This is a genomic window from Mycobacterium sp. NGS64 (assembly GCF_059812245.1).
This window is the reverse complement of record NZ_JCALCI010000018.1, coordinates 17,105-42,856: the sequence shown is the minus strand read 5'-3', so window position 1 is coordinate 42,856 and position 25,752 is coordinate 17,105. Positions and strand designations below refer to the sequence as shown.

The following is a 25,752-nucleotide window of genomic DNA, read 5'->3' as shown; positions in this document are numbered from 1 at the left end:
GCCGGCATGCCTCGGCCAGATCACCGTCGCGATAGCGGGCCGCCGCGAGCAGACCCGTAGTGACCGCCTGTGCCAGTTCGTTTCCGGATGCACTGCACAACTGCTGGAGCTCGTCGAATCCCGTGTCGGCGGTGGAGATGCCGACCCGCCAGGCCGTGGCGCACAGCGCCGTGCGCGCCGTGGTCTGCATCGCGGTCCGGTCGGCGTCCGCCGAGGGCAGCCTGTCGGCGACATCGCGGGCGTGTCGCCAGTTGGTGCGGGCCGCCCGAATGTCGCGGGTCGACGACCATGCGCCCGCCCGCATATGCCACATGAACGCCGCACGGAGGTCCTCAGCAGCCTCGAGATGCGCCGCAATGACCGCCGCGCTCTGGTCGAGGCAATGCGCGTCGCGTTCTTGGATTACTGCGGCAATACGCCGATGTTGTTTGACCGTGCAGATTTCAGCTGCGACTCGTAGGCGACGGTCCTGAGCAACGGGTGCCGGAAAACGTACTCGACCTGCGGTTCACGTTTGGCCTCGTCGATGAGTTCGGCATCGACCAACGCGGCCATATAACGGTCGGTGTCACCATCGACGAGGGTGGCGATCATGTCGGCATCGAACGGAGAGCCGACCACGGCCGCCGAATTCAGCGTTTGTTTGGCTGCGGCGTCGAGACGGTCGATGCGCGCTGCGATGGCGGCTTCCAGGGTTGCCGGCACCTTCACTTCGGCCGAGCCGCCCGGGCAGGTGTAAGCACCTCGGGTGCCGGTCAAGACGCCGCGTTCGGCAAGGTCACGCACGATCTCTTCGGCGAAAAACGGATTGCCGCCGGCATGGTTACAGATCTGTGGCAAGAGCGCAGCGGCCGAGTCCTGCGGACCCAGGAGTTCGGTGACGAGAGCCCTCGTGTCGACGTCGGCAAGCGGCGCAAGCCCTATCGTCGTTGTGCTCGTTGCCTGCAGAAGCGCGCCCCCGTACTCAGGTCGGTGGGTAACGAGGGCCATCGACCGGTTCTGCGCCAGCGCGGAAATTAATTCAGCGAGTAGAGCATCGCTGGCTTCGTCGATCCAATGGACGTCTTCGACGACATAGAGTGCAGGTGCACTTCGTTCGAGCAGTGCGGTGTTGATCAAACGGGCGAGGCGCCTTCGGCTGGCGTCCAGCGGAATGTCGGGCATCGGATCGCCCGGGTCTGCGACGCCGAGCAGGTCCTCGAGCAGCAGAACGTCATCACCATCGCTGTCGGCGAACTGTGCTCGAAGTCTGGCCCGGGCGACATTGGGTTCGGTCCCGCCGACGCCGAACGTCTCCCGTAGGAGCTGGGCCGCCACCCCGAGTGGGACGTCAGTGGCGTGGGATTGGCACTCCACGCTGACCACCTCAGCACCACGGTCACGGGCGAGGGTCGCCAGCTGGGAAGCGATTCGGCTTTTGCCGATACCGGGTGCCCCGACAACGATCACTACCTGGCCCTCGCCGCTGGTCGCCCGCTCGAGGTGACCAGCCAGTGTCGCGATTTCACTGGTGCGGCCGACGAATGTCGACTGCCGACGCTCGATCGCGGTCCTATTGCTTACACCCAGCAGTAGCCGCGCGGGTACACGATCCCGGGCACCCTTAACGTGCACAAATTGCGGATCGCTCAGCTCCGCTGAATCCTGCACCAGGCGAGCAGTCGATTCGCTGAGCATTACCCCTCCGGGCGGAGCGACCGATTCCAGTCGTTGCGCGAAGCCGACCTGCTCACCGACGGCGGTGTAACCCAACGGTCTCGAACCGATTTCACCGGCGATCACCTGACCGGAGTTCAATCCCACGCGCAACTGAAGGTCCACTCCGTCGCACTCTTGGACGTCGACGGCAAGCCGCTTGACCTCTTGCTGAACGCCCAGGGCCGCCAAACACGCGCGAATGGCGTGGTCCTCCAACGCCACCGGTGCGCCGAACACCGCCATGATCCCGTCGCCGGTGAACTTGTCGACGGTGCCGCCATAGCGCTTCACCATCAAAGCCGAACGCTCGACCAGCTCGGTCATGATTTCGCGAAGCCGCTCTGCGCCGACCGCCGCGGCGATGTCCATCGAGCGCGCAACATCGGCGAACAGAACCGTCACCTGCTTGTACTCTGCACGGGTATCGCCCTGTTGGACTCGTGAACCACATCCGTGGCAGAAGCGCGCATGCTCCAGGGGTTCGGTGCCGCACACGCGGCACGCCAATACGGCCGTCATCCGACCTCCGCCAATCCCGGCCCCCGAATCACACGGCACGCTCAGGATAAGGCGCTATACGGCTGACGGCCCCGCAACTTGAAAGTCGCTAGGTCGCCATCTTCCGATCGGTGTCCCGGCTCGGCTGCACCCGCTTGGGCTCCTCCGGCATCTTCGGGGTGCCTAAGCCTTGAGCGTTGTTCTCACTGCGGAAACGCAGATCCGTCGGTGGCGTTGTGCAGGGTGTTATCGGGTGAATTTCGCCCCGTTTTGCGGAAGCTTGAAGACTGCTGGCAATCCGGTCGAAGAGCCTTTCCCGCCAACCAGACCCGGGACATGGCCCAACTACGCCAGTAAGTCGGGGCCGCTCACCGCTGGCGCAGCTGGTGCGGCACAACGGAGCTTTGTGATCATGATCTCTACTCAATGCCGGTTGGGCGGAGATCAATTCGAACGCATAAACCGTTCATTTCAATCAAGGACGCGAAAGATCGGAGCCTTGAAATGAATGTTCACGCCACGCCCGACCGGATCGACTACCACCTGACCCGCGCGTTCGTCGCCATCGAGCTACAAAGCCAAGACCGGATCGACCAAGCCGTAGACCGGCTGGCGATCAGCCTGCTCGTACAAGCCTGACCATGAGCACGCAAACCGCCGTCATTACCCAGCCATCGCACCTCTGCGCGCAGTACGCGACTTTCTGACTGGCGGCGGTCAAGACGCAACGATTCCCCGGCGGGGTTGTTAGCGAGCCTCAATCGGTGGTGTGGACGATCAGCACGTCGGTCTTGGCCCTGCGGGAGACTTCGGATGGGACTGCTCCCAGCAACCGCCCGGCGACCTTGCTGAGCCCGACGTTGCCGACGACCAGTAGGTCGGCATGGACCTCCTCGGCCAGATTTACCAGCGCGTCGACCGGATGGCCGACGATCGCCTCCTGCAGCACGTTCTTGGCCCCGGCTTTGTACGCCCGGTCGCTGGCGTCCCGCAGGATCTCGCGGAAGGGGGTTTCGCGCTGCGTCCGGTAGTCCGCGCCGTGGTCGCTTCCCGGCGGGATGGCGTAGCGGCCCTTTTCCTCGCGGACGGGGGCATGCGCCGTAGCAACGATCAATTTCGCGCCCTGATCCGCAGCGATCGCCGCTGCGCGGTCGACCGCCAGCATCGACGTGTACGAGCCATCGGTGCCGACCACGACGGTCTGATAGCCGCTCATTTGCCACAGTGTAGGGGCCGATGAGGTCGCGCGTAACGGGCCCGCGCGTGATAGAAGCCGCTAGCAGGCTGACTACTCATTTCGGCTTGTTTTTCCTAGTCAGATCGGTGTCCCGGCTCGGCTGAACGCGCTTCGGCTCGCCCGGCATCTTCGGGTAGTTCGGCGGATACGGCATGTCGCCCAGCCCGCGCTCCTCGTCGGCCGCCGCCAGCTCGAGCAGGGGCGTGATCGACTGGGCGACGTCGTCCATAGCGGCCCACGGATCGTCCCGGCTCTTCACCAGGTCGGGCACGGTCGCCATGGTGTAGTCGTCGGGATCGGCGCCGGCCAACTCGTCCCACGTCAGCGGCGTCGACACGGTCGCGATCGGCGTGCGCCGCACCGAGTACGGCGACGCCATGGTGCGGTCGCGGGCGTTCTGGTTGAAGTCGATGAAGATCCGCTCGCCCCGCTCTTCCTTCCACCACGACGTGGTCACCGCATCGGGTGCGCGGCGCTCCACCGCGCGGGCCAGCGCGATGCCCGCCCGGCGCACCGCGACGAAGTCCCACTCGGGGGCGATGCGCAGGAACACGTGCACCCCGCGGCCCCCGGACGTCTTCGGATAACCGACCAGACCGAGTTCGTCGAGCAGCGGTCGCAACACGTCGACGGCCACCGCCCGCGCTTCCCCAAATCCGGTGCCCGGCTGCGGATCCAGGTCGATCCGCAACTCGTCGGGATGGTCCGTGTCCGGGCAGCGCACCTGCCACGGGTGCAGCGTGACCGTGCCCATCTGCGCCGCCCACACGATGGCCGACGGGTGCGTCACCTTCAGCGCGTCGGCGGTGCGGCCCGACGGGAAGGTCACCCGGCAGGTCTCCAGGTAGTCGGGATGATGCTGCGGCACCCGCTTCTGGTAGATCTCCTCGCCGTCGATGCCGTCCGGGAAGCGCTGCAGATGGGTGGGCCGGTCGCGCAGCGCGGTCAGCATCGGACCCCCGACCACCGCCAGGTAGTACTCGACGAGCCGACGCTTGGTGCCCTGAGCGCCCAGGGCGGGGAAGTACACCTTGTCGGGGTTCGTGACCCGCACGGCGATGCCGTCGACGTCGAGCTCTTCTGCAGCAGCCATATCCTCAGCTTATGGACCTACCCGTCATGCCGCCGGTGTCGCCGATGCTCGCCAAGCCGGTGCACTCGATGCCGCCGGAAGCGTCGTACGAACCCAAATGGGACGGATTCCGGTCCATCTGCTTCCGGGACGGCGACGACGTCGAACTGGGCAGCCGCAACGAGCGCCCGATGACCCGGTATTTCCCTGAGCTGGTCGCGGCGGTGCGGGCCGAGCTGCCGCAGCGCTGCGTGATCGACGGCGAGATCGTCGTCGCCACCGACCACGGCCTAGACTTCGAGGCGCTGCAACAGCGGATCCACCCGGCCGACTCGCGGGTGCGGATGCTGGCCGAGAAGACGCCGGCTTCCTTCATCGCGTTCGACCTGCTCGCCCTGGGTGACGACGACTACACCGGGCGCCCGTTCAGCGAGCGGCGCGCGGCCCTCGTCGACGCCCTGGCCGATTCCGGGCCGTCGATCCACGTCACGCCGGCCACCACCGACATGGAAACCGCGCAACGATGGTTCAAGGAGTTCGAGGGCGCCGGCCTCGACGGGGTCATCGCCAAGCCGCTGGGCATCACGTATCAGCCGGACAAGCGCGTCATGTTCAAGGTCAAACACGAACGGACCGCCGACTGCGTGGTCGCCGGCTACCGGGTGCACAAGTCCGGCGGCGACGCGATCGGCTCGCTGCTGCTCGGGCTCTACACGGACGACGGCCAGCTCGCGTCGGTCGGCGTGATCGGCGCCTTCCCGATGGCCGAACGGCGGCGGCTGTTTACCGAATTGCAGCCGCTGGTAACCACTTTCGACGGCCACCCGTGGAACTGGGCCGCGCACGAAGCCGGCGAACGCACCCCACGCAAGAACGAATTCTCGCGCTGGAACGCGGGCAAGGACCTCTCGTTCGTGCCGCTACGGCCCGAGCGGGTGGTCGAGGTCCGCTACGACCACATGGAGGGCCCGCGGTTCCGCCACACCGCCCAGTTCAGCCGGTGGCGCCCCGACCGCGAGCCGCGCTCGTGCACCTACGCGCAACTCGAACAGCCGGTCACCTTCCGCCTCGGCGACATCGTCCCCGGGCTGGGGCCCGACTAGGGGCACCGTCGGATCACGCGTGAGGGCAGAACATCCCGAGGATCTGCTGGCAGTTGTCCCTGTTGATCAGGCCCGGTGGCGCCGGCGGGGGTGGCGGCGGCGGATTGTCTCCGTCCCAGATGTTTTGGGCGACGTTCCCCTGCCCGAAGTACACGTAGTAGTAGGTGTGGCAGATGTTGTTGTCCCAGATCACCGGGTTGGTGACGTGGTTGCCGGTCGGCGGCAGCGCTTGTCCCGGGCACCAGTGGCACGGCCCCTGCGGGTGGTCCTCCGGGCAACCGGGCCACGCGTTCAGTGGCGCGGGACCGGGATGGGCCGACGCGGTTCCCACGGTCAGACCCAGGCCGGCAACGCCGAGACCGCCGGCCACCACCGCGGTGGTCGCCAGCCGCGCGATTCGCCCTGTCATGGAACGAACGTTGTTCATCATTGTCCTTTCCGATCGAGGCCCGGGTGGGCCGCTGTACTGAACAAAGTCGACATCGCCGGCGCCGCTACCGGTCCCAATTTCGGCGCCGAGGGTTCCTTTCGCCACTGTGGGCCGTAACCTATCGCCGCCCACTTGCGAAATTCTTGCGACTGCCGCACCGAATGGAAACCCCCGAATTCGGCTGCGGGACGCCCACTAAGCTGTCGTGATGCTCAATATCGCCGCGCTTTTCGTGGCCGGCACCGCCGCGCTCGACGACACCGGCGCGATCTACGCCACCCGCATCCCCACGACGGGCTTTCAGGTTCCGCAAATCCCTTTAACGGCAAAGGTTCCGGTCGTGCTGGTGGTGCACGCACGCTGCGGCGGCGACTACGACCCGGAACTACATGTCGTGTGCAAAGATCCCGGCGGGACACCCCGCGGCAGCCTGGAGGGGAAGTGGCATTGGCCGGACGACGGCGATAAGCCGTCCAAGTATCGGTGCTTTACCCAAGACCTCATCATTTCCGTCGAGTCGGTGGGCGAGTACACAATCGGCGCCTATTACGACCCGCAGGGAAAGATCGAGTTGGCCACACCAATCCCGGTGTCGATTTCCTTGGTCGAGGCAAGCCCGGGGGCCGACGACGGGGAAGGCACCGAACCCGAGGCCTGAGCGGCGTTTATCCCGGCCCGGGAGCGGGCACGCGAAAAGAATGTCAGTAACAGCATTTAAGGACCTGCCGTTGGCCGATCGGGACCGCAAGTGGGACGGGGACGCCGCCGACAAGCGCGTCCGCAAGTGGGCCGGTGCCGAGGACAAGCCGAACCAGAAATACCGGGACGCCCACATCTGGTACGACAGCGACAAGAAGGACAACTTCACCGCATACAAGTTGCTGTTCGCCGACGTGATCGGCGGCGAACTCAAAGCGGTCCCGCGCGGAGTGATGATCGCCGGCGCGATCATGGACGGCGCACGCGGCGGCATCGATTTACCCAAGGCCGACATCGACCGCGTCAAAAGTCACCTGGCGAAGTACTACAAGAAGATGGACGAGACCGCGCCCTGGGAACGCGGCTGATCTCACCAGCCGCGACAGTTGCCGGTGAGCAGGTTGTAGCAAGTCGATCATCGCCGGCAGCGTTGCCGCAACAGCACTTTCGTACGGTGATGGCATGCTAGGACAAGAAGCACGTCAATGACGTGGTACTGCTGGGCCACCCAGGCAATCATGGTCATTTGCCTTACCGCACGCCACCTGACACCTCAGGGAACGGAAAACAATCGGCCGGGCCGCGGCGAATCTCCCGCGCCCCACGCACGGCCGTTCGCGCACAGCGGGATTCACGACGAGGCCTACCGCCAGCGCATCATGTGAACGTTCGCCGCTAGACGGAGACCTTCAGCTGCGACAAACCGCGCAGGGTGACGTTCGCCTTGTATTGCGGCTCGCCGGCCAGCCGGGCGTCCGGGAAGCGGGCGGTCACCGCCGACAGGGCTGTGCCGGCTTCCAGCCGCGCCAGGGGCGCGCCCAGGCAGTAATGGATTCCGCGACCAAAACCCAAGTGCCGCACGGTCCCTCGGTCTGGGTCGAACGTGTCGGGCCGGTCGAACTCGGCGGGGTCACGCTGGGCCGCGGCCAGCAGGACCATCATGATGTCGCCCGCCGGCACGTCGACGTCGCCGATCGTCATGTCCGCCAGGGCGACTCGCCCGGCCAGTTGCACTGGCGGGTCGTAACGCAGGGTCTCCTCGACGATCGCCGGCGCCCGACCCGCGTCGGCGCCCAGGGCCGACCAGTGCACGCGGTTGCGCAGCATGGCCAGGATGGCGTTGCCGATCAGGTTCACCGTGGTCTCGTGCCCCGCGATCAGCAGCAGGTTACAGGTGGAGACGATCTCTTCTTCGGTCAGCTGATCGCCGGACTCCTCCACCGCGATCAGGCCCGACAGCAGGTCGTCGCCCGGCTTCGACCGGCGCCGCTCGATCAACTCGTGGAGATATCCGCGCAGCCGCCGCACCGCCTGCATCCGCTCGTCCATGACGTCGGGCGGCACGCCGGTGATCGTCGAGAACGGGTCCAGCGCCTGCGCGAGTACCGCCGACGCGCGGCTGAAGTGCGGCTCGTCGTCGAGCGGCACGCCGAGCAGCCGGCAGATCACCGCCACGGGCAGCGGATAGGCGAAATCCTCGACGACGTCGAACTCGCCCTTCTCGGCGATCCGATCGAGCAGCCCGTCGACCAGCGCGGTGATTTCGGGCTGCAGCGCGTTCACCACTTTCGGCGAGAAGGCCTTGGCGACCAGCTTGCGCAGCCGGGTGTGATCGGGAGGATCGAGGAACAGGAATCCCGGCGGGAAAAGCCGGGGCTGCACCACGCCCGCCTCGAGCTGGCGCTTCGCCACCGTCGAGTTCGCGTTGCTGCTGCTCGACGAGGGATGCCGCAACACCTCGTCGCAGTCCCGGTAAGCCGAAAAGACGACCAGCGTCGTCTCCGGCAGCACGATCGGTCCGCGCTCGCGAAACTGCGCAAGGAGCCGATACGGGTCGGCGCGGTTGGCCGGGTCGAGCAGCTGCAGCAGGAGACCCTGCGATTCGGCTTGGGCGGCGGTCGTCATCCTCACATTCTGCCCGCACCGCACGGGACGCTCAGCGCCGCAAGAACTCCACGATGTGGTTGGCCAGTTCCTCGCCGGCGTCCTCCTGCAGAAAGTGACCCGCGCCGCGAATCGTCGGGTGATCGATGCCCTGCGCGCCGCGCATCTCGCGCTGAAAGATCGCGGCCATCGGCCCGGTGATGGGATCGCCGTCGCTGAACGCGACGAGCATGGGCGTCGGGCTCACGGACAGCTTGGCCCACGCCGCCTTGTTTGCCGCGGCCGCGGGATCGTCCGGCGAGGTCGGCACCAGGGTGGGCATGGCGCGCGGGCCGGCGCAGAACCGGTCGTCCGGGAACGGCGCGTTGTAGCCCTCGCGCACCTCGCCGCTCAGCTGCGTGCTGCAACCGCCCTGCACGAACCAGCCGATGTTCAGATCCGGAGCGATGGCGATGGCCTTGCGGAAGCGCCACCAGTCCTCGGCCATCGGCTGCTCGCCGTTCGGCAGGCCGGTATTGGCGACGACCAGGCGGGCGAACCGTTCGGGATGCTCGGCCGCCAGCCGCAAGCCGATCAACCCGCCCCAGTCCTGGCCGACCAGCGTCACATGACGAAGGTCGAGGACGTCGAAGGCGACGGCCCGCATCCATTCGACGTGGCGCGCGTAACTGTGGTCCTCGCGACGGGTCGGCTTGTCCGAACGACCGAACCCGACCAGGTCGGGGCAGACGACCCGATGCCCCGCGGCGGCCAGGATCGGGATCATCTTGCGGTACAGGAACGACCACGACGGCTCGCCGTGCAGCATGAGAACCGGGTCGGCGCCTGGCGGCCCGTCCTCCACCCAGGCGACCCGCACCGTCCCGCCGTCACCGTCGGCGATCTCGCAATACCTTGGGGCATAAGGAAAATCGGGCAGGTCGTCGAACCGCTCGTCGGGTGTGCGCAGTGTTTGCATGTCAACCCCCCTCGGTTAGGCCGGCCAGTGCCGGATGCGCCATCAACCGATCGAGAAACGGACGCTGGCCCTTGAGCAGCTTCGTGCGCGCCTGCGCCACCGCGAACCAGCCGACCCGGTCGACCTCGGGGAACTCCCGCATCCGGCCCGAGCCCTTTGGCCACTCGATCTGGAAGGTGTTGCTGTGTGCGTCGGTGACGTCGAGGTCGGCCCCGACGGCGAAGGCGGTGACCACCTTGCCGCTCGGTTGTTTCAGCGGGCCGAGGTCGAGCCGCGGCCCGGCCGGCACCGGCAGCCCCAACTCCTCGGAAAACTCGCGTTGCGCAACCGTCCAGGGGTCCTCGCCGTCGGCGTATTCCCCCTTCGGTATCGACCAGGCCCCCTCGTCTTTGCGGGCCCAGAACGGACCACCGGGATGCGCGATCAGGACTTCGACGACGCCGTCACGCGCCCGGTACAACAACACACCCGCACTGAGCGTGGGCATGGACGGTCAGACCCCGACGGCCCGTTCCAGATCCTTGAGCGCCGACTCTAGGTGCGTGAGTAGGCGCTGCAGGTGTGGAACGCTGCGACGGCATCCGACCAGTCCCAAATCGAGGTTGCCCGCGTTGCTGACCAGGGTGATGTTCAGCGCCTGCCCGTCCAACGCAATAGAAAGCGGATAACTGCCGTCGAGCCGGGCGCCGCCCCAATACATCCGTTCGCGAGGCCCCGGCACGTTCGAGATGACCAGATTGAACGGCGGCGACATTGACGACACCCACCCGGGAACCGCCGCCAGGGCGAGCGGCGCCGTGTTCACCGCCGAAAGCGCCAGCGCCTGGGCACGGGGCAACTCGGAGAACACCCTCTTGTTCTTGTGCATCGACTCGCTGACGGTCTGCAGCCGCTCTGCGGGGTCGTCGGTGTCGGTTGCCAGATTGCAGAGGATCGCTCCGACGAGGTTGCCGCCGGCGTCTGCCTCGTCCTCCCTGCGCAGGCTCATCGGGACCATCGCGACAAGCGGGGTGTCCGGCAGCGCGTTCTGCTCGAGCAGGTAGTAGCGCAGGGCGCCCGCGCACATCGCCAACACGACGTCGTTCAGAGTCACACCCGAGGCGGCCTTGACGGTTTTGATGCGGTCCACCGACCACGACTGCGCGGCGCAGCGCCGCGCGCCGCCGATCTTGACGTTCAGCATGGTGCGCGGGGCCCCGAAGGGCAACGTCACCTGCTGCTCGAACAGCGCCGCGCGGGCGAGCGAAACCGTCGAAGGGCCGAGCGCCGCAAGCGATCCCAACGTCTTGACCAGTGAGCCGAACCGAGATGCGGGGCCGGACGTGCGCTTTCGCCTGGGCAGGCTCCACATCGCCCGAATCTCGTTGTCGTTCGGGTCGATCGACATTGCGCGCTGCATCAGCTTCATCGCCGAAATGCCGTCGATCAGCGCGTGATGCATCTTGCTGTACATGGCGAACCGGCCGTCGTTCAGCCCCTCCACCACGTAAAGCTCCCACAGGGGGCGGTGGCGGTCGAGCAAACCGGTGTGCAGCCTGGACGTCAGCTCCAGCAGTTCGCGAACCCGGCCCGGTGCTGCCAGCGCCGAGCGCCGGACGTGGTAGTCGACGTCGACCTCGTCGTCATAGGTCCACGCCATCGGGGATATCCCGCCCAGCAGCGTCGCGGGGTGCTTGCGGAAGGTGGGCTGGAATTCGTCGTTGGCGATCAGCGCGTCGGTGAACTCGCGGACGAATTCGGGGCCTGCGCCCTCCGGCGGTTCGAACAACGACAAGCCCCCCACGTGCATGGGATGCTCACGGGATTCGCCCAGAAGAAATACCCCGTCGGTGGGCGCCATCGGTTCCATGCACCCATTAGACCGCGAACAGCGCAAGACGCAAGGTCTTTAGTCCCCTCCGTCCGGGGATTGCGGCCCTGTCGAGGCGGCCGCCACTGCGGGACCATCGCAACACTCGAATAGCGACGAGTCGGCGGGTGACGAAATGACTTATCCCGAAATCGCGAAGTGGGACCCGACCTTCACCGAGATGCTGATCAACGCGGTGAATCCGGTCATCACGCGCTGGTTCCGCCCGGAAGTTCGGGGCCTGGAAAACGTCCCGGCGGCCGGCGGCGCGCTGCTGGTGTCCAACCATTCCGGCGGCGTGCTGACGCCCGATTGGAACGTGCTGGCGCCGGCGCTGTACGGCAAGTTCGGCTACGACCGCCCGCTATACACCGTGGCCCACTACGGCGTGTTCTTCACACCGTTTCGCGCCGCACTGGGACGACTCGGCGTCATCCACGCCAGCCGGGAGAACGCCGGCGAGGCGTTGCGTTCGGGTGCGGTGGTGCTGGCCTTCCCGGGTGGCGACTATGACGCGTTCCGTCCGACGCTGCGCCAGAACGTCATCGACTTCGATGGCCGCACCGGATACGTGAGGACCGCCCTGGAAGCGGGCGTGCCGATCGTGCCGGCGGTGTCGATCGGCGGGCAGGAGACCCAGCTTTTCCTCACGCGCGGAAATTGGCTGGCGAAGAGCCTGGGGCTCAAGCGTTTTCGGATCGAGATTCTCCCGGTTACCATCGGCTTCCCGTTCGGCATGTCGGTGTTCTTTCCGGCCAACATGCCGTTGCCCACCAAGATCGTCTACCAGGTGCTGGAGCCCATCGACGTCGCCGAGCGGTTCGGCGAGGATCCCGACGTCGACGAGGTCGACGCTTACGTCCGCTCGGTCATGCAGGCCGCGCTCGATCGATTGGGACGCGAACGCCGCGTGCCCATCCTGGGTTAGGCGACCGCCCACGCCGAGGTGGCGATGAGGTCGCCGCGCTCCAGCCCGGCGGCGCGATGCTCGTGCACCTTCGCGTACTCAGGCGTGGTCACCATGTCGATGAACGCCTGCGGCGTCGGGTATTCGACGATGAGAATCGCGTCCCACCAAGGCCGTTCGCCGTCACCGATGACGACGGTCGGCGCCGCACCGGCGTACCGCAGCGTCGCACCCACGCGTTGCAGGTGCGGCGCGACCTCCTGCCCGTATTGCAGGTAGGACTCGAGCCCGCCGGCGGTCTTGAATTTCAGCAGGTTGACCATCAGCACGGGCGCGTCGGCGGGCCTGGCGGCCAGCGCCGCGAACTGCTCCGGGGTGGGCTCAAGCGAGCTGCTCATGCGAATCTCCTCGAATCATCCGGCGGGCGTGATCCCCGCGTTGGAGATGGAAAAGCCGCGACCTGACGTCGCCTTGCATGTGATGCCGCTGGGTTCCGACTGACAGCTGAAGGGGCCGAGCGATGCGGTTTGGCCGTAGGGCAGGGCGGGCGTGCCCTCACCGGGGTTTCCGAGGCAGGATTCTCCGGTGCAGCTCTTGTACGTCCCGTCGGGGGACATGTGCACGGACTGCGGCGGCGACATCGTCTGGCAATACGTCCCGTCCGGTATGCCGGGGCTACGTTGATAGTTGATCTCGCAGCTGATGTTGCGTGACGGGGACAAGAAGGCACACCACGTCTGGCCGCAGACCGGGTTGTCGGCGGCGGCCCGGGGCGTCCCGACGCACCCGAGCACGACGAATCCCAGTGCGGCCCCCAGTGCGGCAGCGACTGTCCGATGCACGATGCCTCCCAGCCTCGCGGAACCGTTGGCGTGTCCGGAAAGTAGCAGATCGACGTCGGTCGAGGTGGGCGATTGCTATAGCAGATCGGTGATGGTCTTCAGGCCCGCGTCGTAGAGCACGCCCGGCAGCATGCCGCCGTCGCATTCGATGGTGGTGCCGTTGACGAAGTCCGCGTCCCCGCCGGCCAGGAACACGCAGACGCGGCCCACCTCCGCGGGCTCCCCCGCACGGCGCAACGGCACTGCGGCGAAGTACTTTTCGCCGGTCGGGTCGTCTTTGGGCAACACGAACGACCGGAAGTTCTCGGTCATGGTCGGTCCCAGGGCGACGCAGTTGACCCGGACCTTAGGCCCCCATTCCTCGGCCAGCGACCGGGTGAGATGGTTCAGCCCGCTCTTGGCCGCCCCGTAGGAGACCAGGGTCGGAGATCCGGCCGGGTGCCCCGCGCCGCTGGAGATGTTGATGATGCAGCCCACGCCGTCCTGGGTGCACATCTGCCGGTACGCGCGGATCGCGAACCAGAGCGGGCTGATGAGGTTCATCTGCACCGCGAACGCGTGAAACAGCGCCGTGCGCTCGTAGTCGTCGTCGCTGTCCGGTGCGCCCTGAATGCGCGAGACGAGCGGGGGAATGCTTTCGGCGTGCGGCGCCGGCACCGTGCCGCCGGCGTTGTTCACCAGGATGTCGACACGCCCGTGGGCGGCCACGACGTCGGCGACGAACGAGTCGATCGAGCGGTAATCGCCTTGATCGCAAACCTTTTGGGATGCGCGGCTCTCCCAGTCGGCGTCGATGCCGGGGATGGTGTCCAGGGGCGAGCGGGAACAGCCGACGACCGTGGCACCGGCGCGCAGCAACTCGTGTGCGATGCCGACGCCGACGCCGCGGCTGGTGCCGGTGACGATCGCGACCTTGCCGTCGAGTGCGCCCATCGCCAGCCTCCCATGCATTATTGACAGTGACTGTCAGCGGGTCATACTGTGCCATTCCAGCCGTTGGCGTGTAAAGCACTCGGGAGGTCACAGGTGAGCATTCGGGTCATCCAATGGGCGACCGGGGGCGTCGGCAAGGCCGCCATCGCATGCGTGCTGAATCATCCGCAGCTCGAACTCGTCGGGTGCTGGGTGCACAGCGCCAACAAGGACGGCGTGGACGTGGGCGAGATCATCGGAGCCCCGCCCCTGGGTGTCACGGCGACCACCAGCGTCGACGACGTGCTGGCCCTCGACGCGGATTGCGTCGTGTACAGCCCGCTGGTCCCCAATGACGACGAGGTGCTGGCGATCCTGCGGTCCGGCAAGAACGTGGTCACCCCCGTCGGCTGGGTGTACCCCGACCTGAGCAACCCGCGTCACCAGGCCATCGCCGACGCCGCGCTCGAAAACGGTGTGACGCTGCACGGCTCGGGAATCCACCCCGGCGGCATCACCGAGCGATTCCCGCTGATGTTGTCCTCGCTCTCCTCGGCGGTCACCCACGTGCGCGCCGAGGAGTTTTCGGACATCCGCACCTACAACGCCCCGGATGTCGTGCGCCACATCATGGGATTCGGCGGCACCCCCGAGGAAGCGATGCAGGGACCCATGGCCAGCCTGCTCGAGGCAGGTTTCAAGCAGTCGGTGCGAATGGTGGCCGATCACATGGGATTTCGCATCGAGCCGAACATCAGGACCATCCAGGACGTCGCTGTGGCGACCTCCGACATTGACTACGCCCCGTTCCCGATAACTACGGGAAAGGTGGCCGCGCGCCGGTTCCGCTGGCAGGCGCTCGTTGACGGCGAGCCGGTCATCACCGCCGCGGTCAACTGGCTGATGGGTGAGGAAAACCTGGACCCGGCCTGGAATTTCGGCGGGCGCGGCGAACGCTTCGAGGTCGAGATCACCGGCGACCCCAGCGTCAGCCTCACCTTCAAGGGGTTGCAACCGGAGACGATCGCCGAAGGGCTGGTGAAGAATCCGGGCGTCGTGGCCACCGCCAACCACTGCGTCAACGCGATCCCCGACGTCTGCGCCGCCGAGCCGGGCATCAAGACCTACCTCGACCTCCCGCTGTTCGCCGGGCGCCCGGCACCGGATCTCGCGGAAAAGCCGTGACCGTGCTGAACGACGTGTCGTTCTGTCACCTCGTCGTCGGGGTGACCGACATGGACCGCGCGCTGGCGTTCTACCGCGACACGCTCGGCATGGACGTCGTCTTCGAAACGCTGATTTCGGGCGAGCCCTTCGACGCCGCATTGCACGCGAAGCGAAAGCAGGAGGGTCGGGTGGTGGGCGGCCTGCTGGGCGGGCTGATGGTCGAGCTCCTCTCACTCGGCGCCCAACCCGGCACCGAGAAGCAGCGGCGCGGCATCACCGGCATCCACAACGTGTCGCTGCGGGTGCCCGATCTCGACGACGCCCACCGCCGCATCGCCGCCGCCGGCTATCCGCCCGACCAGGATCCGTTCGAAATCGGCGGGGTGCGAATGTTTTTCGTCAAGGATCCCGACGGAACTCCGGTCGAGTTCATCGAGCTGCCCGACGGCGCGCGCAGCACCTACGAGATGCACCGCGGCGTGCCGCTTCAGCTGGGGCCGGCGCGATGAGCTACTCGCACCCCGACTCGATGCGCGGCCACGCCGCGATCGTCACCGGCGCCGCGCAGGGCGTCGGCAAGGGCATCGCCGCGGCGCTGCTGGAACGCGGCGCGTCGGTGCTGCTCGTGGACATCCAGGACGAGGTCCTGCACGCGACCACCACCGAACTCAAGCAGATCGGGCGCGCCGAACAACTGGTCGCCGACCTGCGCGACCCGGCCAGCGCACCGCGGATCGCGGCGGCCGCGGTCGACGCGTTCGGCACCGTGCACGGCCTGGTGAACAACGCCATCGCCACCAACGAGCCCAAGCGATTCGTCGACATCACCACCGAGGACCTGGCGCTCGGGTACGACGTCGGACCCCGGGCCACCTTCCTGCTGATGCAGGCCGTGTACCCGCTGATGGTCGAGGCCGGCGGCGGGTCGATCGTCAACCTCGGCTCCGGCACCGGCACCGGCGGCGAACCCAAGTGGGGCGGTTACGCCGCCGCCAAGGAAGGCATCCGCGGGCTCTCCAAGGTCGCCGCCTTGGAGTGGGGACGCGACAACATCCGCGTCAACGTCATCTGCCCGTTCGCCGAGTCCGACGGCGTCAAAGCGTGGAAGCAGTTCGCGCCCAACGACTATGCCAAGGCCGTCGGGCGGGTCCCGATGAAACGCATCGGCGACGTCCGCACCGACGTGGGCGCACTGGTGGCGTTCCTGCTCAGCACCGACGCCACGTTCATCACCGGCCAGACGATCCAGGTCGACGGCGGGATCGGCTGCTTCCGTTGAGCCAGTCGTTGCGGGAACGACAGCGCGCCCAGATCCGCGCCGACATCCGTCGCGCGGCGTTCCGGCTGTTCGTCGAGCGCGGTTACGACGCCGTGACGACGGAGGAAATCGCTTCGGCCGCAGGTGTTTCACCGCGCACCTTCTTCCGGCACGTGCCGGCCAAGGAGGAACTGCTGCTCGCGCCGCTGCGCCACGGTGGCGCGGCGATCGTCAGCCTGCTCGAGGAGCGGCCCGCCACCGAATCACCCGACGTCGCGCTGGTCAACGCGATCGTCGTCCGCACCCGATCGTTCGACCCGGCCGACTGCGAGGAGTGGCGCGAGGCGCTGCTGGTGGCGCCCGGCCTGCTCGACAAGGTCACGCTGCACACACCCGCGGACAAGGAGCGCGCGACGAAGCTGATCGGCGAGCGGATGGGAACCAACCCCGACACCGACATCCGGCCCGGCCTGCTGGTCCAACTCGGTTTCGCCGCAGGCGATTTCGCGTTCCAGCGGTGGGTGCGCCAGTCCACCAGGAAACCCCGTCCGCTCGACGGCTACGTCACCGACGCCGTCGAGGCCATCAAGAGCCCGCATTGGCGAAGGAAGTCGAAATCGTGAACGACACGTACAAGGTAGCGGTATGGGCCACCGGCGGAGTGGGCAAGTACGCGATCCGAACCATCGCCGACCGGCCGAACCTCGACCTCGTCGGGGTATGGGTGCACTCGGACAGCAAGAACGGCAAGGACGCCGGCGAACTCGCGGGCATCGACCCACTCGGCGTCACCGCCACCCAGGACGAGTCGGACATCCTCCGTGGCGACGCGGACTGCGTCGTCTACGCTGCGCCGGCGCCGCCACGAATGAAGGAAGCGATCGGCGATCTGTGCCGAATCCTTTCCGCTGGAAAGAATGTCGTCACCACCGCGATACCGGGACTGGTCTACCCGCGAGGGTCGATGCCCGCCAAGGTGACCGATGCGATCCGCGGCGCGGCCGAAGCCGGTGGCAGCTCGCTGTTCTCGAGCGGCATCGAGCCGGGATTCGGCGCCGACCTGTTCCCCATCGCACTGATGTCGATGTCACACAAGGTGTATTCGGTGCGCGGCATCGAAATCACCAACTATTCCGAGTACCCGGCCGAATACGACATGCGCGAGCTGTTCGGCTTCGGCCAACCCCTCGATTACCAGGGCGGGTTGATGATGCCCGGCGTGCTGCGCTGGGGCTGGGGCGCCGCCGTCACCATGGTCGCCGAGGCGCTGGGGGTGGAGCTCGACGACATCCGCGAGACGTGCGAGTTCTTGCCCACGCCACGCGAAATCCCCACCGCCTTCGGGCTTGTCGAGGCGGGAACGGTCGGCGCCACCCGGGCCCGCTGCATCGGCGTCGTCGACGGCGTCGACGTCATCACCATCGAGCACGTCGACCGCATCGCCGACGACCTCGCCCCCGACTGGCCGAAGGGCCGAACCGGCGGCACCGACGGCATCTGGCGCGTCATCGTCGACGGCGAACCGAGCTTCGACGCCGAGTTCGAGGTGGGACATCGGCCCGGTGACAGCCACAACGATCACGGACTGCTGGCCACCGGCATGCGCGCGGTCAACGCCATCCCGTGGGTCTGCGCCGCCGAGCCCGGAATCGTTGACGCGCTGCACCTTCCGCTGACCTCCCCGATCGGAGCGCTGCATCCGCACCGCGACGGGATCCCCGCCTTCTGAGGTCAGAAGCTGTCGTTTCCTCCGCCGGAGTCGAAGCCCCCACCGGAGTCAAAGCCGCCGCCGGAGTCGAACCCGCCGCCGGAGTCCCAACCGCCACCCGAATCGAATCCGCCGAAACCGACGTCGCCGCCGCCGGAGTACGAGTCGCCGCCGAAGCCGGTGTCGCCGCCACCCGAGTACTGGTAATTCCCGTCGAAGCCGACGTCGCCCTGCTGGCTGTCGTAGTTGCTGTCGTAGCCGCCCTGGTAACCGTCATAGCCCGAATTGGCCAGCGCTGAATCCCGCCCGTCCTCGAACCCGCGGTCGTAGCTGCCGCCCCAGTGGTCGTCCAGCAGGGCATCGACCAGCAGCACATCGGCGATGGCCCAGCCCCAGCCCGGACCCCAGAACGCGTACGGGTAGTAGCCGGGGTAGAAGAACATTCCGTTGTGGTAGCCACCGGGGTAGTAGTTCGCGTAGCCCGGCTGCGGTGTGGTGCTGTAGTTGTTGTTGTTGATCGTCACGACCTGCCCGGTGTCCGGGTTCCTCGCCTGCACCGTGGCCTGCTTGCGCTCCCCGGGCGGCACGGAGGTCACGGCGTTAACATTGGGGATTGCCGCCGGGTTCAGCTTGCGATTGGCCTTGTCGACGGTGGACTGCACGGCCCGCAGGTGTGCCCGGGCCGCGGTGTAATCACCCGCCTGGTACGCCTTGCGGGCGTCGGACAGGCTGGCGTTCGCCTTCAACGACTCGGCGCTGACGTCTATGTCGGCATTGGCGATTACCGCGCTATCGAGGTCGGCGGCCTCGGATTCGGCGGCGATCAACTGTTCCTTGATCCGCTCGCGCGCCTCGGCGTCCTTGCGGCGCTTGCGGTTTCGCCCCACGGCGAACCAGATCGCCAGCACCACGCCGACGAAGATCAGCAGCACCCACAGCCAAGTCCAGCTGGTGTGCTTCGCGGTGCCGACCGGGGAGGTCGTCACCGGCCCGCCCGACGCGACGCTCACACCGGCCAGCTTGCTGACGAACTCACTGGTCGCGCCGTAGGGATCGTTGCGGTGGGCCCGGGCCGACTGGTCTAGGAGCGAATTCACGCTGTCGGCGACCTCCCGCGGCACGTTGTAGGCCCGCACGTGGTAGCCCCTGGCGTCGATCACAAGGATGACGCCGCTGAACCCGGGATCGCGGCCCAGGATGACGTTGTGAATGGCATCCGCCGTCGTCACGCCGGTCTGGTCGGGGGCCACCGCGGCGATCCAGAGGCGGGGTGTCGAGCTCCACGCCCATCGAGTGGTCAGGATCTGGTCGTTCACCCTGTCCGGGTTCTGCAGAGGCGGCCTGCCCGCCGGGTCCGCAACCACATGCGTCTGCGCGTTGAACCTGCCCACCACCTGGTCGGTGTAGGCGTCGGCCCACGCCGATGGCGCGATCAGCATCGCCAACGCCCAGATGAACGGGATCACAAAGATCCGGCCGAATCGTCGAGTCACTTTTCTCCTGACCTCGTCTTGTGCTGATCGAACCACACGGCGACACCTCGCCGCCCGGCGATTCGCGGCGAGCTGAATGGGCACAGTATTCCCATGAGCGTTGTGGTGATCGGGCAAATCGGGCGCGATCTGGTGTTGCGTACGGACGGGCCGCCGTCGGCGAGCGAGGCGAAGACCGTCCTGCAGCGCGACGAGCTGCTCGGCGGCAAGGGCGCCAATCAGGCGGTCGGTCTGGCTCAGCTCGGGGCTCCGGTCGCGCTCATCGGCGTGGTGGGCGACGACTCGGCCGGCACCTCGGTGCTGCAACAAGCGGAGCGTGACGGCATCGACGTCGACGGTGTCGTGCGCCGCGGCACCACGGCGCTGCTGATCGACATCGTCGGCCGGCCGGCGGAACGCATGCTGCTGGAAGACGTGCCGGAAAGCTCCCTGGTTCGCGTGGCCGACCTCGACCGGAGCGCCGCCTTATGGGAGGACGCCGACACCGTGTCCATCCAGCTGCAGCAGCCGCCCGACACCGCGCTGGCGGCGGCGCGGCGGGCGCGGCGGCGGGGACTGCGGGTGGTCGCGGACGGCGTGCCGGCACCCGATGTCCGCGACGACCTCCTCGCCATGGTCGACGTGCTGCGTGCAGATTCGACCGAGGCTGCCCTGATCGCCGGCACGGAGGTCACCACCGTGGAGCAAGCGGCGGCGGTGGCCGACGACTTGTTGACGCGCGGTCCCGAGCTGGTGGCGCTCGCCGTCCCGGACGTCGGCGACCTACTGGCTTGGCAGGCCGACCGCGAGCTGCTCGAGTTCGCCGACGTGAAGGTGGTCGATCCCACCGGCGCCGGAGACGCCTTCGTGGCCGGGCTCATCGCCGCCCTGCGTGACGGTGCCGGGCCGCGTCAGGCGGGCCGGCGCGCGGCGGCGGCCGCCAGTTCGACGGTGCAGCGCCTCGGCGGACGGCCCGACCTGACCGGGCTCGCTTCGTGAGAGCGGCCTAGCCGCCACCGCCCCCGGCGCCACCACCAGCGCCGCCGCCCGCGCCTCCCCCGGCGCCTCCCCCGGCGGGGGGCACGCTGCCGGAGCCGCCGCCGTACGAGGGCACCGACGACGGTGGGGGCGGCGGAGCGGGGCTGGACGAAGTCGGCGGCGCCGCGGGCGCGTTGGTCGCGGAGGCGTTGACGGTGCCACCCAAGGCGACCCCGAAGACGACCATCACGACACCACCGAAGAGTGCGACTCCCCTGCTGGCTACAGATTTCACGGGTTCCCCATCCTTGTGATCTCAGTTCCGGACGCAAGGGCCATACCCCTTATTCGGGTGCGCAATCAGGTGAGCGCGGGCAGGACCTTGTCGGTGAGCAGCTGGACCGACTTCCACGCCTCGTCGACGGGCATGCCGCCCACCAGCGGGTGCATGACGAGCGGCCCGAAGTCCTCTGCGTCACGCACCTCGGCGATCAGCTCATCGGGCGTGAGGAACCGGTATCGTCCCGACGCCCTGACCTCGTCCAGGGTCCGCACGCCGGGCAGGTGCATGAGTGAACGCTGCTCGTGTGACCAGGCGCCGTAAGTGACTGCCTCCCAGAGGATGTGATCGCCGAGCTCCGCCCAGGCGCGATCGGGGTCCTCGTGCAGGAAGATCATCCCGCGGTTGATCGCTGCGGGCATGACGACGAGCGGCTTGAGGCCGACCTCGGCACAAAGCTCGCGGTAGTAGGCGGCGATGTCGGGCAAGTGGTCGGCGAGGCTGAGCGGGAGCCGAAAACGTGCGGCGCGCCGCGCCGTCGCCCGCGAACCGCCGCCGACGAACAACGGTGGGTGCGGCCGGGTCCAGGTGCCGGTGCAGACTCCCGCGTCCGCGCCAGCGCCGGACCACACGGAGAGCATCCGCTCGACCAGGCCGTCCATCAACTCGCCGCGGCGGCCGAAATCCATTCCGAGCGAATCGTATTCGACCGTTCGATAGCCCAGGCCCACCGTCGTGAGCAGCCGGCCGCGACTCATGTTGTCGACGAGCGCGATGTCTTCGGCGAGCCGGACCGGATTCCACAGCGGTCCCAGCGCGCAGTCGACGCTGGCGATCAGCGTCGTGGTTCGGGCCAGGAACATCGACGCGGCCATGATCGGGTTGCAGCTCCACCCATGCCCGGTCGCGTGGTGCTCGTCGACGCTGATCGAGGTGATGCCGCGCGACTCGCCCCACTGCGCCAGCTCGAGCGCGGCGCGGAGCAGCGCGCTCTGGGTGCGCGGATCACCTTGCGGTGACGCGAAATTGAAGCGCAGCACGCTCAGCAGCACGTCACGCCTCCTCCTGCCCCGCCATCGACTGCAGGAAGGCGGGGAAGTCGGGGAAAAGCGCGCGGTCGACGATCTCGATGCGGGTGCCCGAAGCGTCCGTGAAGTAGGCGAACAGCGAAAGTTCGGACCCGGGCGTATCGGCGGTCATCTCGAGAGTGAAGCCGTTGGCCTCCAACGCCCGCGCGCTCTCGGCCAAATCATCGCTGAAGTAGCCGAGGTGATGGACGGCGTTACCCGGCGCCGCCGTCCACGGGCTGCCGGGAACCTCCTGCACCAGTTCGACGTGGGGGCTCTGCAAGGAGTAGACAATCGTCGACGTCAATTCGCGGACGCCGGAGGCGGTGCGAAACGGCAGCGTATAGCTCATCGGATTGATCCACCGGTAGCCGGCCAGCGCGCTCAGCCTGGCCATCGCCGCGCCGAGGTCGGGCACGACGACGCCGGTGTGGTAGAAGTCCTGCGGGTGCAGAGCGAATGTCATTGTGAGTCCCTTGCTTTCAGACACAGTCCGACGCGCCGTCGACGACGAAGAGCGCGCCGCTGGTATAGCTGCTTTGCTCCGTGCACAGGAAGGCCACCGTCGGCGCGATTTCCCCGACCGATCCGAAGCGGTGCAACGGGATGTGGGCCAGCTCGGATTCGACCAGCTCGGCCGCGCCGTGCATGGGCGCGGTCATCGGGGTGTCGATCGTGCCCGGCGCCACCGCGTTCACCCGGATTCCCTTGCGCGCCCACTTCACCGCGAGGTTGCGCGTGATGCAGACGACGCCGGCCTTCGCGGCGCCGTAGCCGGGGACCAGTGGGACGGCGCGCAGCGCAGACATCGACGCGACGTTGACCACGCTGGCGCCGCCGGTGGCGGTCGACGACTTCAGCGCCGGGTACAACGCGACGGTGAGCCGGTAGGGACCGATCAGATTGAGAGCGACCGAGGCGTCGAAACCGTCGGGTTTCGACTCGTCAAGTCCGCCGGGGAAATTCGCGCCGGCGTTGTTCACCAGGACGTCGAGGCCCGCGAACGTCTGTGCCAACGCGTCCACCGATTCGGGGTCGGTGATGCGCAACTGTTGATAGGTCATGCCCGACAGGTCGGTGTCGTAGTCCGCGGCCGCGGGTTTGGTTCCTGTGATGGTGACGTCGGCTCCGGCGTCCCGGAACAGCGTCGCGGTGGCATGGCCGATCCCGCTGGTGCCACCGGTGACCAAGACGGTCGTCCCGGTGAAGTCGAAGCTGACTCGCGCCGTCATGCGTTCCTCGCTAGTTGGTTTCTGAGCCAAGCACTTTCCCAGAAGTTGGTGCTGCCGGCCAGCAGCGTCTCATGCGCACCGTTCAACACGTCACGGGCCCCCGGGTGGTCGCGGGGAACCAGCTCGGCGAGGTGGATGGCGTGCAGTGGCCGCCCCGCCTCGAGGTGCGCCCGCGCCCTGTCCACCAGCGCGTCGGCGCCGGCCAGCTCGACCACGTCGGCGGCGACAGCCTCGAAACCGACCGGATACAGTTCGGTGGTCGAACGATGATGGAACCAACCCGAGTAGTTCTCCCACACGGCGCGCACATCCCAGTCGACCTTTCCGTAGCCTTGGCCCACTTCGTATTCCGGGGGCAGGCTGATCTCGCGCATCAGGGTGCGGACGTCCTTGCCCGCGTTCATCCCGGCGACGGTCTGGTCGTGGACGTACCGGATCGCGTCACGCAGGCGGGTCAATTCGGCGTTGATGCGCTCCCCTCCCGCGATCGGTTCGAAATGACCGGTCACCAGGAGTTCGGGTTCGAGGTCGCGGACCCGCTCGACCGACTCGATGGCGGTCAGGGCGTCACGGTACCGGTCGCCGCGCATGGTGACGAGGTTGGGGATGTGGCCGAATATCGGACCAAAGGTGTTTCCGCACAGGCAGATCCGCTCGTCCGGCAGCCATACCACCAGCGAGTCGGTGGTCTCACCGCCTGGCACGGCTATCAACTCCATGCGCCGCCCGCCGAGCTCCAGGGTCAGGGTGTCCCCGAAGTCGAGATCGACGGCGGGGACACTCTGGGCGGGCAGCCGCTTGGTGCCGAGCCGGCGCTGGATGTCCTGGATTCCCGACGCCAACGTGTCCTTGAAGGCGAACGCGCTGCGGGCGGCGCGGTACGGGATCAGCCTTTCGTTGTCGTCGCGCCACGCCGTCCAGTTCGCTTGCGCGACAACCGTCGTGTCGGGGTCACGCACGCTGTCCAGGCCGCCGACGTGGTCGACGTGGCCCTGCGTGAAGATGATGTAGCGCACCGGCGAGGGGTCGACGGCGTCGAAGTTGGCGCGGTGCACCGGCCCCTCGAAGCCCATGCCGGTGTTGACGACGACCCGGCCCTCGGCGGTGGTCAGCAGGTAGGCGTTCGACAGCCCCGGCGAGCACCACAGTCCCGGCGCGATCTGCTCGGCCTTTTCGGCAGCCGCCGGGCGCAGGCCGTCGGCGCCGGGCCTCTCGCGATAGATCGGCTCGAACATCGTTGTTGACTCCTTCATTCGGGCCGGACGTCGAATCGGTTGAAATAGAACTCGAAGCGCCCGCGCAGTTCGTCGGGCGAGATGCCGAAGTGCCGTTGCAGCGCGTAGCGGACGCGGCCGTGTTTGCCCCGCGGGTTGCCGTCCAGGTAGTTCTGCAAGCGGGCGCGTACCTTGGGCGTCAGCTCGACTCCCCCGCGCTGGTACAGCTGCTCCAGCAGCGGCATTTCGTTGCCGTTGAGGTGGTGGAAGCTGACGTCGATGCTGCGTTCGGCCGCAACGAGGTCCCGGTCGCGCACGCACGCGCCGAGCAGCCGCTGCACGCGGTCGCTCCAGTAGTCCAGCAGCCATTCCGGGTCGATGGTGGTCCGGCGCAGCCGGTCCGAATAGGCCATCATCGTGATGGCCGACTGGACCACCGCGACGGGATCGCGGTGGGTGAAAGCCACGGTCGCGTCGGGAAAGGTCGCCATCAGCGGGCCGAGCTGCTCGCAGTGCTGCGGGCTCTTCAGCACCCAGGTCCGCGGACCACGCAGGAAGGTCAGCGCCTGCAGAACCTTCTTCAGGTACGCGTAATGCCGGGTCTGGTCGAGCCCCAGGTAATAGTCGCGCCAATCCGGCACGCGCGCATGCCATTCCAGGACGTAGCCGGCAAGGTCGAGGTCGAGGAGTTCGACCTCCTCCTCGATCGCCTCGGGGAAGCGGTCGTGCATGGCGGCCACCACCGGGGCGCTGGCCATGAGCGCGTCGTGTTCGGCCTTGGCCCGCGCGTAGCGGGGGTCGACGCCGGATATGTCGGGGCCTTGGCCGCGCGCCGGTATCGGTTCCTGGCTCTCCCAGTAGGGCAGCGCGCGCCGGCGCGGGTCGGCCGCGATGAGGTTGACCAGGTGCGTGGTTCCGGAGCGCGGCATCCCGACCACGATGAAGGGCTTCTCGATGGGGATCGATTCGATTTCCGGATACCGCTTGACCAGATCGGTCAGCGACAGCCGGTTGCGCAGCAGTCGAACCACGCGTTGCCGCAGCGACGAACGGCTGAGCTGGGTCAGGCCTTCGTCCGCTTCGATGGCCGCCACGTGTGCGGCCAGCCGGTCGCCGAACCCGTCGGTGTCGTCCAGGTCGTCGGCCCCCGCTTGCTCGACCGCTTCGGCCAGCATCCGGTCGACGTCGAAGTCGACGCGCCTCGCCTCGGTGAATTCGAGGATCTGGCGCTGGACGTCGGTCAGCCGGGGCGACGTCAGGTCGTCGAAGTCGATGTCATCCACGCCG

At 67.5% G+C, this 25,752-nt stretch carries 30 protein-coding genes and 1 pseudogene; 11 read left to right on the top strand and 20 right to left on the bottom strand.

The genetic code is table 11. The features are described 5' to 3' along the window. The 3 genes and pseudogenes from AC5Y4S_RS28955 to AC5Y4S_RS28945 all read right to left on the bottom strand — a co-directional run. Nucleotides 1-304: hypothetical protein (locus AC5Y4S_RS28955; RefSeq protein ID WP_500035963.1), on the bottom strand; the 304-nt coding region annotated here is incomplete at its 3' end. Between the two features lie 98 nt (nt 305-402). Next, nucleotides 403-2,217 (bottom strand): ATP-binding protein, encoded by a 1,815-nt coding sequence (locus AC5Y4S_RS28950; protein ID WP_500035962.1) that lies wholly within the window; start codon nt 2,215-2,217, stop codon nt 403-405. 88 nt (nt 2,218-2,305) lie between these two features. Beyond that, nucleotides 2,306-2,416, bottom strand: a pseudogene (locus AC5Y4S_RS28945) (ATP-dependent DNA ligase); the annotation flags it as partial. A 284-nt stretch (nt 2,417-2,700) separates the two neighbouring features. Between AC5Y4S_RS28945 and AC5Y4S_RS28940 the strand changes: the two are divergent. After that, nucleotides 2,701-2,835: a hypothetical protein gene (locus AC5Y4S_RS28940; protein WP_255404410.1), complete on the top strand. Its 135-nt coding sequence runs from the start codon at nt 2,701-2,703 to the stop codon at nt 2,833-2,835. Nucleotides 2,836-2,953: 118 nt separating this feature from the next. On the opposite strand, the gene AC5Y4S_RS28935 is transcribed toward AC5Y4S_RS28940, so the two are convergent. Together AC5Y4S_RS28935 and ligD are read right to left on the bottom strand one after the other, a co-directional pair. Then, nucleotides 2,954-3,361, bottom strand: coding sequence for a universal stress protein (locus AC5Y4S_RS28935; protein WP_500035966.1), 408 nt, complete (start codon nt 3,359-3,361; stop codon nt 2,954-2,956). A 127-nt stretch (nt 3,362-3,488) separates the two neighbouring features. After that, nucleotides 3,489-4,526 (bottom strand): non-homologous end-joining DNA ligase, encoded by a 1,038-nt coding sequence (ligD, locus tag AC5Y4S_RS28930; protein ID WP_500035961.1) that lies wholly within the window; start codon nt 4,524-4,526, stop codon nt 3,489-3,491. An 11-nt stretch (nt 4,527-4,537) separates the two neighbouring features. Here ligD and AC5Y4S_RS28925 point away from each other — a divergent pair, with 11 nt between their 5' ends. Then, on the top strand, nt 4,538-5,608 hold the full coding sequence (locus AC5Y4S_RS28925; RefSeq protein WP_500035960.1) for an ATP-dependent DNA ligase: 1,071 nt from the start codon (nt 4,538-4,540) through the stop codon (nt 5,606-5,608). Between the two features lie 13 nt (nt 5,609-5,621). Here AC5Y4S_RS28925 and AC5Y4S_RS28920 read toward each other — a convergent pair whose 3' ends face one another. Further along, complete coding sequence (locus tag AC5Y4S_RS28920; RefSeq protein WP_500035959.1) at nt 5,622-6,017, bottom strand: hypothetical protein; 396 nt, start codon at nt 6,015-6,017, stop codon at nt 5,622-5,624. Between the two features lie 229 nt (nt 6,018-6,246). Here AC5Y4S_RS28920 and AC5Y4S_RS28915 point away from each other — a divergent pair, with 229 nt between their 5' ends. Continuing rightward, complete coding sequence (locus AC5Y4S_RS28915; protein ID WP_500035958.1) at nt 6,247-6,696, top strand: hypothetical protein; 450 nt, start codon at nt 6,247-6,249, stop codon at nt 6,694-6,696. A gap of 40 nt (nt 6,697-6,736) precedes the next feature. Continuing rightward, complete coding sequence (locus AC5Y4S_RS28910) at nt 6,737-7,105, top strand: hypothetical protein (RefSeq protein WP_068132742.1); 369 nt, start codon at nt 6,737-6,739, stop codon at nt 7,103-7,105. A 307-nt stretch (nt 7,106-7,412) separates the two neighbouring features. On the opposite strand, the gene AC5Y4S_RS28905 is transcribed toward AC5Y4S_RS28910, so the two are convergent. From AC5Y4S_RS28905 to AC5Y4S_RS28890, 4 genes are read right to left on the bottom strand one after another with little or no spacing between them, the layout of a single operon-like run. After that, complete coding sequence (locus AC5Y4S_RS28905) at nt 7,413-8,642, bottom strand: cytochrome P450 (protein WP_500035957.1); 1,230 nt, start codon at nt 8,640-8,642, stop codon at nt 7,413-7,415. Between the two features lie 31 nt (nt 8,643-8,673). Continuing rightward, entirely contained in the window at nt 8,674-9,579 is a 906-nt protein-coding gene (locus AC5Y4S_RS28900; RefSeq protein WP_500035956.1) for a haloalkane dehalogenase, read from the bottom strand. A gap of 1 nt (nt 9,580) precedes the next feature. Continuing rightward, on the bottom strand, nt 9,581-10,066 hold the full coding sequence (locus AC5Y4S_RS28895) for an NUDIX hydrolase (RefSeq protein ID WP_500035955.1): 486 nt from the start codon (nt 10,064-10,066) through the stop codon (nt 9,581-9,583). 6 nt (nt 10,067-10,072) lie between these two features. After that, nucleotides 10,073-11,428: a WS/DGAT/MGAT family O-acyltransferase gene (locus AC5Y4S_RS28890; RefSeq protein ID WP_500035954.1), complete on the bottom strand. Its 1,356-nt coding sequence runs from the start codon at nt 11,426-11,428 to the stop codon at nt 10,073-10,075. A gap of 136 nt (nt 11,429-11,564) precedes the next feature. Between AC5Y4S_RS28890 and AC5Y4S_RS28885 the strand changes: the two genes are divergently transcribed. Next, the gene (locus tag AC5Y4S_RS28885) at nt 11,565-12,356 is read left to right on the top strand and encodes a lysophospholipid acyltransferase family protein (RefSeq protein WP_500035953.1); all 792 of its coding nucleotides are present in this window, start codon (nt 11,565-11,567) and stop codon (nt 12,354-12,356) included. Here the strand turns inward: AC5Y4S_RS28885 and AC5Y4S_RS28880 are convergent. From AC5Y4S_RS28880 to AC5Y4S_RS28870, 3 genes are all read right to left on the bottom strand, one after another. After that, complete coding sequence (locus tag AC5Y4S_RS28880; RefSeq protein WP_068100416.1) at nt 12,353-12,733, bottom strand: DUF1330 domain-containing protein; 381 nt, start codon at nt 12,731-12,733, stop codon at nt 12,353-12,355. The two genes, AC5Y4S_RS28885 and AC5Y4S_RS28880, sit on opposite strands and share 4 nt — an antisense overlap. 15 nt (nt 12,734-12,748) lie before the next feature. Next, the gene (locus AC5Y4S_RS28875; protein WP_500035952.1) at nt 12,749-13,177 is read right to left on the bottom strand and encodes a hypothetical protein; all 429 of its coding nucleotides are present in this window, start codon (nt 13,175-13,177) and stop codon (nt 12,749-12,751) included. A gap of 75 nt (nt 13,178-13,252) precedes the next feature. After that, nucleotides 13,253-14,110: an SDR family NAD(P)-dependent oxidoreductase gene (locus AC5Y4S_RS28870; protein ID WP_500035951.1), complete on the bottom strand. Its 858-nt coding sequence runs from the start codon at nt 14,108-14,110 to the stop codon at nt 13,253-13,255. 93 nt (nt 14,111-14,203) lie between these two features. On the opposite strand from AC5Y4S_RS28870, the gene AC5Y4S_RS28865 reads away from it, so the two are divergent. Genes AC5Y4S_RS28865 through AC5Y4S_RS28845 form a run of 5 tightly spaced genes read left to right on the top strand, consistent with a single transcriptional unit; the run spans nt 14,204 to nt 18,243 of the window. Continuing rightward, nucleotides 14,204-15,274 (top strand): NAD(P)H-dependent amine dehydrogenase family protein, encoded by a 1,071-nt coding sequence (locus AC5Y4S_RS28865; protein ID WP_068184577.1) that lies wholly within the window; start codon nt 14,204-14,206, stop codon nt 15,272-15,274. After that, the gene (locus AC5Y4S_RS28860; protein ID WP_500035950.1) at nt 15,271-15,765 is read left to right on the top strand and encodes a VOC family protein; all 495 of its coding nucleotides are present in this window, start codon (nt 15,271-15,273) and stop codon (nt 15,763-15,765) included. Before AC5Y4S_RS28865 ends, AC5Y4S_RS28860 begins: the two co-directional genes overlap by 4 nt. Then, the gene (locus tag AC5Y4S_RS28855) at nt 15,762-16,535 is read left to right on the top strand and encodes an SDR family NAD(P)-dependent oxidoreductase (RefSeq protein WP_500035949.1); all 774 of its coding nucleotides are present in this window, start codon (nt 15,762-15,764) and stop codon (nt 16,533-16,535) included. Before AC5Y4S_RS28860 ends, AC5Y4S_RS28855 begins: the two co-directional genes overlap by 4 nt. After that, the gene (locus AC5Y4S_RS28850; protein WP_500035948.1) at nt 16,532-17,137 is read left to right on the top strand and encodes a TetR/AcrR family transcriptional regulator; all 606 of its coding nucleotides are present in this window, start codon (nt 16,532-16,534) and stop codon (nt 17,135-17,137) included. Before AC5Y4S_RS28855 ends, AC5Y4S_RS28850 begins: the two co-directional genes overlap by 4 nt. Continuing rightward, a complete protein-coding gene (locus AC5Y4S_RS28845; RefSeq protein WP_500035947.1) occupies nt 17,134-18,243 on the top strand; it encodes an NAD(P)H-dependent amine dehydrogenase family protein in 1,110 nt (369 codons plus the stop codon). The genes AC5Y4S_RS28850 and AC5Y4S_RS28845 overlap by 4 nt, the downstream gene beginning before the upstream one ends. 2 nt (nt 18,244-18,245) lie before the next feature. Here the strand turns inward: AC5Y4S_RS28845 and AC5Y4S_RS28840 are convergent, their stop codons facing one another. Further along, the gene (locus AC5Y4S_RS28840; protein WP_500035946.1) at nt 18,246-19,715 is read right to left on the bottom strand and encodes a hypothetical protein; all 1,470 of its coding nucleotides are present in this window, start codon (nt 19,713-19,715) and stop codon (nt 18,246-18,248) included. A 93-nt stretch (nt 19,716-19,808) separates the two neighbouring features. Between AC5Y4S_RS28840 and AC5Y4S_RS28835 the strand changes: the two genes are divergently transcribed. After that, complete coding sequence (locus tag AC5Y4S_RS28835; protein WP_500035945.1) at nt 19,809-20,693, top strand: PfkB family carbohydrate kinase; 885 nt, start codon at nt 19,809-19,811, stop codon at nt 20,691-20,693. A 7-nt stretch (nt 20,694-20,700) separates the two neighbouring features. Here AC5Y4S_RS28835 and AC5Y4S_RS28830 read toward each other — a convergent pair whose 3' ends face one another. From AC5Y4S_RS28830 to AC5Y4S_RS28805, 6 genes are all read right to left on the bottom strand, one after another. After that, complete coding sequence (locus tag AC5Y4S_RS28830) at nt 20,701-20,967, bottom strand: hypothetical protein (protein ID WP_500035944.1); 267 nt, start codon at nt 20,965-20,967, stop codon at nt 20,701-20,703. A gap of 65 nt (nt 20,968-21,032) precedes the next feature. Next, nucleotides 21,033-22,004, bottom strand: a complete 972-nt coding sequence (locus tag AC5Y4S_RS28825; protein WP_500035943.1) for an LLM class flavin-dependent oxidoreductase — start codon at nt 22,002-22,004, stop codon at nt 21,033-21,035. Nucleotide 22,005: 1 nt separating this feature from the next. Beyond that, nucleotides 22,006-22,485 carry a VOC family protein gene (locus AC5Y4S_RS28820; RefSeq protein WP_500035942.1) on the bottom strand — a complete coding sequence of 160 codons (480 nt, stop codon included), beginning with the start codon at nt 22,483-22,485 and terminating at the stop codon, nt 22,006-22,008. A 16-nt stretch (nt 22,486-22,501) separates the two neighbouring features. Next, complete coding sequence (locus AC5Y4S_RS28815; protein WP_500035941.1) at nt 22,502-23,251, bottom strand: SDR family NAD(P)-dependent oxidoreductase; 750 nt, start codon at nt 23,249-23,251, stop codon at nt 22,502-22,504. Continuing rightward, nucleotides 23,248-24,486 carry an MBL fold metallo-hydrolase gene (locus tag AC5Y4S_RS28810; protein WP_500035940.1) on the bottom strand — a complete coding sequence of 413 codons (1,239 nt, stop codon included), beginning with the start codon at nt 24,484-24,486 and terminating at the stop codon, nt 23,248-23,250. The genes AC5Y4S_RS28815 and AC5Y4S_RS28810 overlap by 4 nt, the downstream gene beginning before the upstream one ends. A gap of 14 nt (nt 24,487-24,500) precedes the next feature. After that, the gene (locus tag AC5Y4S_RS28805; RefSeq protein WP_500035939.1) at nt 24,501-25,748 is read right to left on the bottom strand and encodes a sulfotransferase family protein; all 1,248 of its coding nucleotides are present in this window, start codon (nt 25,746-25,748) and stop codon (nt 24,501-24,503) included. Between the last annotated feature and the right edge of the window lie 4 nt (nt 25,749-25,752).